This window comes from Streptomyces sp. NPDC058964 (assembly GCF_042741275.1).
Lineage (GTDB): Bacteria > Actinomycetota > Actinomycetes > Streptomycetales > Streptomycetaceae > Streptomyces.
In genome coordinates this window covers 1-10,953 of record NZ_JBHYKH010000304.1, presented here as the reverse complement: position 1 = coordinate 10,953, position 10,953 = coordinate 1, and the positions used below count along the sequence as shown (strand labels likewise).

At 72.1% G+C, this 10,953-nt stretch carries 10 protein-coding genes; 7 read left to right on the top strand and 3 right to left on the bottom strand.

Annotated elements, in window-relative coordinates; all coding sequences use genetic code 11:
- The first annotated feature begins 339 nt into the window (after window positions 1-339).
- Entirely contained in the window at window positions 340-1,521 is a 1,182-nt protein-coding gene (gene sucC / locus ACFW2E_RS30180) for an ADP-forming succinate--CoA ligase subunit beta (RefSeq protein ID WP_384470242.1), read from the top strand.
- A 28-nt stretch (window positions 1,522-1,549) separates the two neighbouring features.
- Window positions 1,550-2,434 (top strand): succinate--CoA ligase subunit alpha, encoded by an 885-nt coding sequence (gene sucD, locus ACFW2E_RS30175; RefSeq protein WP_384470241.1) that lies wholly within the window; start codon window positions 1,550-1,552, stop codon window positions 2,432-2,434.
- Window positions 2,435-2,530: 96 nt separating this feature from the next.
- Here the strand turns inward: sucD and ACFW2E_RS30170 are convergent, their stop codons facing one another.
- Entirely contained in the window at window positions 2,531-3,601 is a 1,071-nt protein-coding gene (locus ACFW2E_RS30170) for a helix-turn-helix domain-containing protein (RefSeq protein WP_384470240.1), read from the bottom strand.
- 96 nt (window positions 3,602-3,697) lie between these two features.
- On the opposite strand from ACFW2E_RS30170, the gene ACFW2E_RS30165 reads away from it, so the two are divergent.
- Window positions 3,698-5,278 carry a DUF6350 family protein gene (locus ACFW2E_RS30165; protein WP_384470239.1) on the top strand — a complete coding sequence of 527 codons (1,581 nt, stop codon included), beginning with the start codon at window positions 3,698-3,700 and terminating at the stop codon, window positions 5,276-5,278.
- Between the two features lie 26 nt (window positions 5,279-5,304).
- Here ACFW2E_RS30165 and ACFW2E_RS30160 read toward each other — a convergent pair whose 3' ends face one another.
- Complete coding sequence (locus tag ACFW2E_RS30160; RefSeq protein WP_384470238.1) at window positions 5,305-6,075, bottom strand: hypothetical protein; 771 nt, start codon at window positions 6,073-6,075, stop codon at window positions 5,305-5,307.
- A gap of 295 nt (window positions 6,076-6,370) precedes the next feature.
- On the opposite strand from ACFW2E_RS30160, the gene purN reads away from it, so the two are divergent.
- On the top strand, window positions 6,371-7,000 hold the full coding sequence (gene purN, locus ACFW2E_RS30155; protein ID WP_384470237.1) for a phosphoribosylglycinamide formyltransferase: 630 nt from the start codon (window positions 6,371-6,373) through the stop codon (window positions 6,998-7,000).
- Window positions 6,997-8,562: a bifunctional phosphoribosylaminoimidazolecarboxamide formyltransferase/IMP cyclohydrolase gene (gene purH, locus ACFW2E_RS30150; protein WP_384470236.1), complete on the top strand. Its 1,566-nt coding sequence runs from the start codon at window positions 6,997-6,999 to the stop codon at window positions 8,560-8,562. Before purN ends, purH begins: the two co-directional genes overlap by 4 nt.
- 75 nt (window positions 8,563-8,637) lie before the next feature.
- Here the strand turns inward: purH and ACFW2E_RS30145 are convergent, their stop codons facing one another.
- Window positions 8,638-9,270: a hypothetical protein gene (locus ACFW2E_RS30145; RefSeq protein WP_384470235.1), complete on the bottom strand. Its 633-nt coding sequence runs from the start codon at window positions 9,268-9,270 to the stop codon at window positions 8,638-8,640.
- A gap of 249 nt (window positions 9,271-9,519) precedes the next feature.
- On the opposite strand from ACFW2E_RS30145, the gene ACFW2E_RS30140 reads away from it, so the two are divergent.
- Both ACFW2E_RS30140 and ACFW2E_RS30135 read left to right on the top strand, forming a co-directional pair.
- Window positions 9,520-10,374, top strand: a complete 855-nt coding sequence (locus ACFW2E_RS30140) for a bifunctional methylenetetrahydrofolate dehydrogenase/methenyltetrahydrofolate cyclohydrolase (protein WP_384470234.1) — start codon at window positions 9,520-9,522, stop codon at window positions 10,372-10,374.
- A complete protein-coding gene (locus ACFW2E_RS30135) occupies window positions 10,364-10,855 on the top strand; it encodes a DUF3017 domain-containing protein (protein WP_384470233.1) in 492 nt (163 codons plus the stop codon). The genes ACFW2E_RS30140 and ACFW2E_RS30135 overlap by 11 nt, the downstream gene beginning before the upstream one ends.
- Window positions 10,856-10,953: the final 98 nt, after the last annotated feature.

Here is a 10,953-nt window from a genome sequence, read left to right as displayed (position 1 = left end):
CGCCCGCACTCCGGAGGGCCGCACTCCCGCGGCCGTCCGGGGCGTTCCACGGGCCTCACCGGGTCAACCCCAACCCGGTGAGGCCCTTATCTGCGTTTTCCGCCCTCACACCAGGCACCGCGTGCCAGTGAGCGCGGCATCATGTGACAGGTATCACCGCTCAGGTGTGACCCTCGATTTAGGGACCCCCGGCAAGCGGCGATAACCTGCGAGACGGACATGCCGCGCGCTCGGACACCGTGTGCGCCCCCCTAGTGACACATGCGGACGTCACGTTGCCCTTCGCGGCACGCCCACGCATCCAACGAACCGCGAGATCACTGATAGGGACGGAAGCGCGTGGACCTGTTCGAGTACCAGGCGAGGGACCTCTTCGCCAAGCACGATGTACCGGTGCTGGCCGGTGAAGTCATCGACACGCCTGAGGCGGCGCGCGCGATCACCGAGCGGCTGGGCGGCAAGTCGGTCGTCAAGGCGCAGGTGAAGGTCGGTGGCCGCGGCAAGGCCGGTGGCGTCAAGCTGGCCGCTTCCGCGGACGAGGCCGTCGCCCGCGCGACGGACATCCTCGGCATGGACATCAAGGGCCACACGGTCCACAAGGTCATGATCGCCGAGACCGCCCCGGAGATCGTCGAGGAGTACTACGTCTCCTTCCTCCTCGACCGTGCCAACCGCACCTTCCTCTCCATCGCCTCCGTCGAGGGCGGCATGGAGATCGAGGAGGTGGCGGCCACCCGCCCCGAGGCCGTCGCGAAGATCGCGATCGACGCCATCGACGGTGTGGACGAGGCGAAGGCCCAGGAGATCGTGGCCGCGGCCAAGTTCCCGGCCGAGGTCGCCGACAAGGTCGCGAACGTCCTCGTCAAGCTGTGGGACACCTTCATCAAGTCGGACGCCCTCCTGGTCGAGGTCAACCCGCTGGCCAAGGTGGCCTCCGGTGAGGTCATCGCCCTCGACGGCAAGGTGTCGCTCGACGAGAACGCCGAGTTCCGCCACCCCGAGTACGAGGAGCTCCACGACAAGGACGCGGCCAACCCTCTGGAGGCCGCCGCCAAGGAGAAGAACCTCAACTACGTCAAGCTCGAGGGCGAGGTCGGCATCATCGGCAACGGCGCCGGTCTCGTGATGAGCACCCTGGACGTCGTCGCGTACGCCGGTGAGAACCACGGTGGCGTCAAGCCCGCCAACTTCCTGGACATCGGCGGTGGCGCCTCCGCCCAGGTCATGGCGAACGGCCTGGAGATCATCCTCGGCGACCCCGACGTCAAGTCGGTCTTCGTCAACGTCTTCGGTGGCATCACCGCCTGTGACGAGGTCGCCAACGGCATCGTGCAGGCCCTGAAGCTCCTCGAGGACCGGGGCGAGAACGTCACCAAGCCGCTCGTCGTCCGTCTCGACGGCAACAACGCCGAGCTGGGCCGGCAGATCCTCACGGACGCCAACCACCCGCTGGTGCAGCGCGTCGACACCATGGACGGCGCGGCGGACAAGGCCGCCGAGCTGGCCCACGCCGCCAAGTAAGCACTCAGGACGAGGACACCAACACACCATGGCTATCTGGCTCAACAAGGACAGCAAGGTCATCGTCCAGGGCATGACCGGCGCCACGGGCATGAAGCACACCAAGCTCATGCTGGGCGACGGCACCCACGTCGTGGGCGGCGTGAACCCGCGCAAGGCGGGTCAGACCGTCGACTTCGACGGCACCGAGGTACCCGTCTTCGGGACCGTCGCCGAGGCCATCGAGAAGACCGGCGCCAACGTCTCCGTCATCTTCGTGCCGGAGAAGTTCACCAAGGACGCGGTCGTCGAGGCCATCGACGCCGAGATCCCGCTGGCCGTCGTGATCACCGAGGGCATCGCCGTGCACGACACGGCCGCCTTCTGGGCGTACGCCGGCAAGAAGGGCAACAAGACCCGCATCATCGGCCCGAACTGCCCCGGCATCATCACCCCGGGCCAGTCGAACGTCGGCATCATCCCGGGCGACATCACGAAGCCGGGCCGCATCGGCCTGGTCTCGAAGTCCGGCACGCTGACGTACCAGATGATGTACGAGCTGCGTGACATCGGCTTCTCCACGGCCGTCGGCATCGGTGGCGACCCGATCATCGGTACCACGCACATCGACGCCCTGGCCGCCTTCCAGGACGACCCCGACACCGACCTGATCGTCATGATCGGTGAGATCGGCGGCGACGCCGAGGAGCGGGCCGCGGCCTTCATCAAGGAGAACGTGACCAAGCCGGTCGTCGGCTACGTCGCGGGCTTCACCGCCCCCGAGGGCAAGACCATGGGCCACGCCGGCGCCATCGTCTCCGGTTCGTCCGGCACCGCCCAGGCGAAGAAGGAGGCCCTCGAGGCCGCCGGCGTCAAGGTCGGCAAGACGCCGACCGAGACGGCGAAGCTCGCCCGCGAGATCCTGGCCGGCTGACCCCGGACCACGGCAGGAAGGGCCCGCACCCTCACGGGGGGTGCGGGCCCTTCCGCATGCCCGGACGCGCATGCCCGGACGCGTGTGCGCGGATGCTCACCGGGGCAGCGGGAACATCCTCTCCGGCCCCTGCTCCGACGCCTCCCGCAGCTTCGCCCGCAGCCGCAGCTCGTCGCCCGAAAGCGGACCCAGCGCGGCCTTCGGCGGAACCCCCTGGACCGCCTGCGCGGGGCCGATCGGTGCCTCGTACCGGGTCGGCGCGGTGCGCAGCGTGAGCGACGTCGCGCCGATGATCGCGACCGTGAAGGCGATGGCGGCCCGGGTCCAGAACCGGGTCCTGCGCTCGCCGACCGTCCGTACCGTCGTCGGTGGCGCCGCCCGGAGGCGCTCGGTGGAGGCGAGTTCGGCCAGCCGGCGGTGCAGCGCGGCGGGGTCAGACAGCTCGGGAACGCACGCGGCCACCGCGGCCCGTGCGTGCGTGAGCCGGTTCGCCGCCGCCGGGGTGCTCGCCTCCGTCTCCGCCGCCGTCTCCGGCAGACCGAGGCCGACGCCGTCGTACAGCACGAGCGTGCGGCGGTACGACGGCGGGAGCCGCAGGAGCGCGTGCAGCAGGGCGCGGTCGGCGGCGTCGGCGGGCGGTGGCTCCGGGTGCCGGTAGCGGGGGCGGAACCCGTGCCAGGGGGAGAGCGCGTACTCGTACGCCGTCGCCCGCACCCAGCCCGCCGGATCGCGGTCCCGGGCCACCTCCGGCCACTGCTGCCAGGCGAGTTGGAAGGCGCGCTCCACGGACTCGCGGGCCAGCTCGCGCCGCCCGGTGAGCAGGTACGTCTGCCGTACGAGGGCGGGGGAGCAGAACGCGTACAGGGCGTCGAAGGCCTGTGCGGGCGTCAGGGAGGGAGCGGCCGGAGCGGGGACCGTCGCCTGGCGGCCCGTCACCTCCTGCCGGACCTCGCCTTCGTGAGGGTCCGTCGCGAGCGACGCCAGCAACTGGGCGTACGCCTCGCCTTTCGCTCCCTTCGGGGAGGTGCGGCCGGTCTCCCACGCACGTACGGTCGCGCGGCTGACGCCGATCCGCTCGGCGACCTGAGCCTGCGTCAGCGGCCGGGACTCGCGCAGGCGTCGGCGTTCCTTGGGCGGTGGCAGCGGGCTCTCAGGGCTCTGCGTCACAGCGTGCCCCTTCGTACGAAAAAGTACATAAACATATATTGAGCGACACTTCCGGGCTTCGCCTGTTACGCCGGGAAAGCGCGTGTCGTTGGGAGCATGACGGTCGTGATCCAGATGACCGCTCGCCGACTGTCCCTGTCGCCCCTGCTCGCCCGGCTGCGTGACCGATCGCCAGGACTGGGCGCGAGCCTCGTGGGCGGCGCGCTCGCGGCCGGGCTCGGACTCGGTTCGTTCGCCGTGCTCGTGATGGTGATGTGGGTCAGCTCGCCGTACCCAGACAGCGGGCCGGGCCACGCGCTGCACGTCGCCGGCGCGTTGTGGCTGCTGGCGCACGGGGTCGAGCTGGTGCGCACCGACACGCTCTCCGGCGCCCCCGCACCCGTGGGCGTCACCCCGCTGCTCCTGCCGGCCCTGCCGGTTCTGCTGCTGTACCGGGCGGCGCGGGACGCGGTGGACGCGCCCGCCGACGCCGACGGGCCGCCTCCGGTTCCCGCGCGCACGGCGTGGACGGGTGTGGTCCTCGGCTACCTCGCCGTCGGCTGCTGCGCCGCGCTGTACGCCTCCGGTGGTGAACTGCGGCCCATGTGGGGGTGGGTGGCGGGGTGCCTGCCGCTCGTCGCCACGTGCGCGGCCGGTGCCGGGGTGTGGACGGCGTACGGCCGCCCGCCCGAGCCGCTGCTGAGGGTGCCGGCACTGCTGCCGAAGGGGCCGCGCGGGCTGCTGCTCGGGGCGGACGGCCGGGCGCGCCTCGGCACGGCCGTGCGGGCCGCCGGTGCGGGTGCCACGGTGCTCGTCGGGGGCGGGGCGCTGCTGCTCGGGGTGTCGCTGCTGGGACACGGCGGGGCGGCGCGCGAGTCCTTCGGCCAGCTCACGGAGGGCTGGTCCGGGCGGTTCGCCGTGCTGCTGCTGTGCGTCGCCCTGATCCCCAACGCGGCGGTGTGGTCGGCCGCGTACGCCCTCGGGCCGGGGTTCGCGCTCGGTGCCGGGCACGTGGTGTATCCGCTGCTCTCGGATCCGGCGCCGCTGCTGCCGCCGTTCCCGTTGCTGGCGGCCGTGCCGGACGCGGGGGCCGGCGGGCCGCTGAACTGGGCGGCAGGGGCCGTGCCCGTGGTGGCGGGGGTGACGGTGGCGTGGTTCACGGTCGCCGCGGCCGTGCCGCACGGGGATCCGGAGGACGGTGCCGGGAAGGCGGGGCCGTGGGTGCGGCGATGGTCGGCGCCGGCGACCGCCGCGGTGGCGGGGATGGCGGCAGGGGTGTGCGCGATCGTGTTCGCCGTGCTGGCCGAGCTGGCGGGCGGCCCGCTCGGCAAGGCCGCGCTCGCCCGGTTCGGGCCGGTGTGGTGGCAGTCCGGTACCGCCACGGCGGCCTGGATCACGGCGGTGGCCGTACCGGTCGCGCTCGGACTGCGGGCCTGGCGGCTGTGGCCCTGGCGGCTGCGGCCCCGGCGGTTGCCGAGCGGCCCGTCCGCGGGGCGGGGGACGGAACCGCGGCCCGCCAGGGACCTTCCGGCGCAGCCCGCACCGCCGCCCACGCGAGAGCCGTGGGACGACGATCCGTACGATTTCCTGCCCGTCGACGCCCCGGCGCCGCCGTGGCACGACGACGCGAACCGAGAGGCCCGCTGGGCGGCGCCGAGGGAGGCCTCGGACCCGCCGGACCCTTCGGACACCCCCTGAGGGGTCCCGGCACCGGGTGGCCGTTGTCAGCCGCTGCTGCCCAGCAGCCCGCGCAGCTCCTGCGGCAGCAGATGGTTGCAGGACTGCTTGGCCTCGTTGGTGAGGGCGTCGTTCACGCAGGTGTAGTAGTCGCGGTAGACCAGCTGGGCCGTGAAGGTCGTGGCGACCAGGGCGAGCGCCAGGGACGCCGTGACCAGGCCGCTGACGGCCGCCGTGGTCTGGGGCCGGCCGGGCCGGCCCTGGACGGGGCTGTCGGGATCGGGGGTGCGGGGCTTGGTACGCAGCGCGCTCACGCCCCAGTACAGGGCCAGGGAGCCCAGCAGCAGTGCCACGTACGGCCAGCTGAAGAGAGCGAAGAAGAAGGCCCACATGCCGCACAGGAGCGCGTATCGCGCCCGGCGCTGGGCCGGGTCCGTCGGATCCCAGCGCATGCCCGGACCGGAGCCGGGTCCGCCGCCCTGGCCCTGCGGGCCGCCGCGCGGGCGTTCGCCGAAACCGCCGGGCGAGCGGCCCGGCTGGCGGTCGCTCCACTGGTTGCCCCAAGGGGACGAGGGTTCGTCGGAGGAGTCCGTGGGGCGTCGCGGCTGCCACGGGCGGTCCGGCGTGCCCTCCGGCGGCGGCGCGAACGGGTTGTCGTCCTTGGGTGCTCCGCCCTGCTCGTCGCCGCTGCCGTTCTCCCGGTCCGAGGGCGCCGCGGGCGGCGAGGCCGGCCGCTCGCGCAGCAGCACGTCACCACGCTCCCCTCCGTGCACCGACTGCGAGGGGAACGTGAGAAGTCGCAGGCTGCGGTCCGGCATCAAGTGAGCGTCTTCCCCTAGATGAATACGGCTGGTACGACCCGTCCGGGCCTGAGCTGTCATCTCGTGAACGCGCCGCACGGCGACCGCGTTCCCGAGCCCGCTCCCTCCCAGACGCTACCTTCCGGCCACGCACCCGTCCCGTGGGGGCCGTCCGGTGTGCCGGTATCGTTGCTGACGGTCGGCCGCTTCGTAGACTTCCCCGTATCCCGGGGAGCGAAGCACTCGTACGAATGTACAAACGCCGTGCGAGTCCGGCCGCCGTACAGACGCTCCCCCGAGAAAGGGCCCCACCGTGGCCGCCAAGCCCGTGGCCAAGCGCCTCGTCGTGCTGGTTTCCGGATCCGGCACCAACCTGCAGGCGCTCCTCGACGAGATCGCGCGCGTCGGAACCGAGGCCTACGGTGCCGAGATCGTCGCCGTGGGCGCCGACCGCGAGGGCATCGAGGGGCTGGCGCGGGCCGAACGTGCCGGGCTGCCGACCTTCGTCCGGAAGGTCAAGGACCACGGCACCCGCGAGGAGTGGGACGCCGCCCTCGCCGAGGCCGTCTCCTCCTACGAGCCCGACCTGGTCGTCTCCGCCGGGTTCATGAAGATCGTGGGGAAGGAGTTCCTCGCTCGGTTCGGCGGGCGGTTCGTCAACACCCACCCCGCCCTCCTGCCCAGTTTTCCGGGGGCCCACGGCGTGCGGGACGCGCTCGCGTACGGCGCCAAGGTCACCGGCTGCACCGTCCACTTCGTCGACGACGGCGTCGACACCGGACCGATCATCGCCCAGGGCGTGGTGGAGGTCCGGGACGAGGACGACGAGAGCGCTCTGCACGAGCGCATCAAGGAAGTCGAGCGAAGGCTGCTCGTCGAGGTCGTGGGGCGGCTCGCCCGCAACGGCTATCGCATTGAGGGACGAAAGGTAGTTATCCAGTGACCGCCGAGAGCAACAAGCGGGCCATCCGTCGCGCGCTCGTCAGCGTCTATGACAAGACCGGGCTCGAAGAGCTCGCCCGCGGGCTGCACGAGGCCGGTGTCGAGCTCGTCTCCACCGGGTCCACCGCCTCCCGTATCGCCGCCGCCGGCATCCCGGTCACCAAGGTCGAGGAGCTCACCGGCTTCCCCGAGTGCCTGGACGGCCGCGTCAAGACCCTGCACCCCAAGGTCCACGCGGGCATCCTCGCCGACCTGCGCCTTGAGGACCACCAGCGGCAGCTCGCCGAGCTGGGCGTCGAGCCGTTCGACCTCGTCGTCGTGAACCTCTACCCCTTCCGGGAGACGGTCGCCTCCGGCGCCTCGCCCGACGAGTGCGTCGAGCAGATCGACATCGGCGGCCCGTCGATGGTCCGCGCCGCCGCCAAGAACCATCCGTCCGTGGCCGTCGTCACCAGCCCCGCCCGGTACGCCGACGTCCTCGCCGCGGTCAACGACGGCGGCTTCGACCTCGCCGCCCGCAAGCGGCTGGCCGCCGAGGCCTTCCAGCACACCGCCGTGTACGACGTGGCCGTCGCCTCCTGGTTCGCCTCCGCGTACGCACCCGTCGACGAGTCGCCGTTCCCCGACTTCCTCGGCGCCACCTGGGAGCGCGAGAACACCCTGCGCTACGGCGAGAACCCGCACCAGCCCGCCGCCCTCTACGTCGACGCCGGCGGCAGCGGCCTCGCCCAGGCCGAGCAGCTGCACGGCAAGGAGATGTCGTACAACAACTACACGGACACGGACGCCGCCCGCCGTGCCGCGTACGACCACGACGAGCCGTGCGTCGCGATCATCAAGCACGCCAACCCCTGCGGCATCGCGGTCGGCGCGGACGTCGCCGAGGCGCACCGCAAGGCCCACGCCTGCGACCCGCTGTCCGCGTTCGGCGGGGTCATCGCCGTCAACCGGCCGGTGAGCAAGGAGATGGCCGAGCAGGTCGCCGAGATCTTCACCGAGGTCATCGTCGCGCCCGACTACGAGGAGGGGGCACTGGAGGCCCTCGCCAAGAAGAAGAACATCCGGGTGCTCAGGGCCCACGGCGCCCCGGCCAACCCGGTCGAGGTCAAGGCCATCGACGGGGGCGTGCTGCTCCAGGAGACCGACCGGCTGCAGGCCGACGGCGACGACCCGGCAAACTGGACGCTGGCGACCGGCGAGGCGCTGTCCGAGTCCGAGCTCGCCGAACTGGCCTTCGCCTGGAAGGCCTGCCGGGCCGTGAAGTCGAACGCCATCCTGCTCGCCAAGGACGGCGCCTCGGTCGGCGTCGGCATGGGCCAGGTCAACCGCGTCGACTCCGCGAAGCTGGCCGTCGAGCGGGCCGGCGCCGAGCGCGCCCAGGGCTCGTACGCCGCCTCGGACGCGTTCTTCCCCTTCCCGGACGGGCTGGAGATCCTGACCGCGGCCGGTGTCAGGGCCGTGGTCCAGCCCGGCGGTTCGGTCCGCGACGAACTGGTCGTGGAGGCCGCGGAGAAGGCGGGCGTCACGATGTACTTCACGGGGACGCGGCACTTCTTCCACTGAGCCGGGAACGCGCCAGGGCCGTGTCCCCCTCGTCCGGGACGGGACACGGCCCTTGGGACACGTGGTGCCGGTGGCTCAGTACCGCGGCCGGTTGAACCAGGCGGCGCCCGACGGGACGATCATGGCCGCCGCCATGATGCCGCCGAAGCCGATCCACAGCAGCGCCCAGACCAGCGCCGCGGAGGAGTTGGCGTTGGCCGCGCCGATCATGATGAGGAAGCCGAAGATGGCGCCGAGAATGCCGTAGATCATCGTGGTGATGCGGATGCCCTGACCGCCGCGGGCGAACTTGACGCCCAGCGTGATCGACAGCCCGGCGAGGCCGAGGAACAGCAGCGCGCCGACGAGGATGGCGCCGGCCCCGGCGTGCCCCATGTCGGAGAAGCTGTTGCTGCCGAAGGTGTCCTCGCCCGCGTTGGACGCGTCGTTGAGCGTCGCGGCGCCGAAGATGGCGAAGATACCGCCGAGGATCTGCACGGCCGCCACGATGTAGAGCAGCACACGCGCGGTGACCATCAGGCCGGGCATGGTCTGCGGCATCGCGTTGCCGCCGGGGTAGGCGGAGTACGCGGGCTGCTGGGGGTAGCCGTAACCCTGCGGCGGGACGCCCGGCTGCGGCGGGCCCTGCTGGGGGTAGCCGTAGTTCGGCGGCGTCGGCGGTTGCTGGGGCGGAGGGCCGTAGGGGTTGTTCGGGTCGCCGAAGCTCATGGCGGTCTTTCCTCCGTTGTTCCAGGTGCGGGGACGACGCGCGGCACGTTGCGGAGGAAAGTTCTACAGATGCGGTCCGTCCCCCCGGTACTGCCCGCGGCACTGTCTGCTCATCGTTCTTTAGGGGGCTCTTACTTGTCCAGCCGCATTCACTAGGTGTTGTGCAAGTGCAACATCGTTGATCAAGGAGTGGCACCGGACGGGGACCCGGATTGGAACCCGGAGCCCGTCATCCGCGAGGATGGGTCCATGACCGCCCAGATTCTCGATGGCAAGGCCACCGCAGCCGCGATCAAGTCCGATCTGACCGCCCGCGTGGCGGCGCTGAAGGAGAAGGGCGTCACGCCCGGCCTCGGCACGATCCTGGTCGGGGACGACCCCGGCAGCCAGAAGTACGTCGCCGGCAAGCACCGTGACTGCGCGGAGGTCGGCATCGCCTCCATCCAGCGCGAACTGCCCGGCACTGCGACGCAGGAGGAGATCGAGGCGGTCGTACGGGAGCTCAACGAGGACCCGGCCTGCACCGGCTACATCGTCCAGCTACCGCTGCCCAAGGGCATCGACGAGAACCGCATCCTCGAACTGATGGACCCGGACAAGGACGCCGACGGTCTGCACCCGATGAACCTCGGCCGCCTGGTCCTCAACGAGCCGGCCCCGCTGCCCTGCACCCCCAACGGCGTCCTGACCCTGCTGCGCCGCTACGGCGTGGAGATCAAGGGCGCCGAGGTCGTGGTCGTCGGCCGCGGCGTCACCATCGGCCGCCCGATGCCGCTGCTGCTCACCCGGCGCAGCGAGAACGCCACCGTGACCCAGTGCCACACCGGCACCCGTGACCTCTCCGCCCACCTCCGGCGCGCGGACATCATCGTCGCGGCCGCCGGATCCGCCCATCTGATCCGGCCCGAGGACGTCAAGCCGGGCGCGGCCGTCCTCGACGTCGGCGTCTCGCGCAGCGCCGAGGGCAAGATCGTGGGCGACGTCCACCCGGACGTCGCGGAGGTGGCCGGCTTCATCTCCCCGAACCCAGGCGGTGTGGGCCCGATGACCCGGGCGCAGCTGCTCGTCAACGTGGTCGAGGCGGCGGAGCGCAGTGCCGGCTGAGGACCACCTCCACTCCGCACGGTCCGCCGACGGCGCCGAGCCGACGGCCCGCGACGCGGTCAGCGCGCCCGACGCCGAGGGCCGCCCGCGGCGGACCACGCGGCGCTTCCCCCTGTTCACGCGGGACACCGCGCGCCCCGAGGGCGGCGGCCGGGCCGCTCCCGGTGACGCCCCCGCGCCCGCCCGGCAGTGGCCGATGCTGGTCGTGCTGTCTGCGGTCGCCCTCGGCCTGCTGCTGACCGCGCTCGACGTGTTCCGCCTCGGGACCCTGCTGATCGGCGCCGCCCTGCTGGCCGGCGCGGTCATGCGCTGGGTCCTGCCGAGCGTCGGCATGCTCGCCGTGCGCTCCCGCTTCACGGACATCGTCACGTACGGGGTGCTGGGCCTGGCGATCGTCCTGCTGGCGTTGATGGCCCAGCCCAAGCCCCTGCTGGAGATCCCGTTCCTCAAGGACACGCTGCACTTCACGATGAAGCACTGACCGGGAACCGGATCCCCTCGCACGAGCGTGGCCCGCCCCGTGCCCGGCGTGTGGGGGCCCCCCGGCGAGCCCCGGGGCCCCGGGGCCCCCGGCGCCAG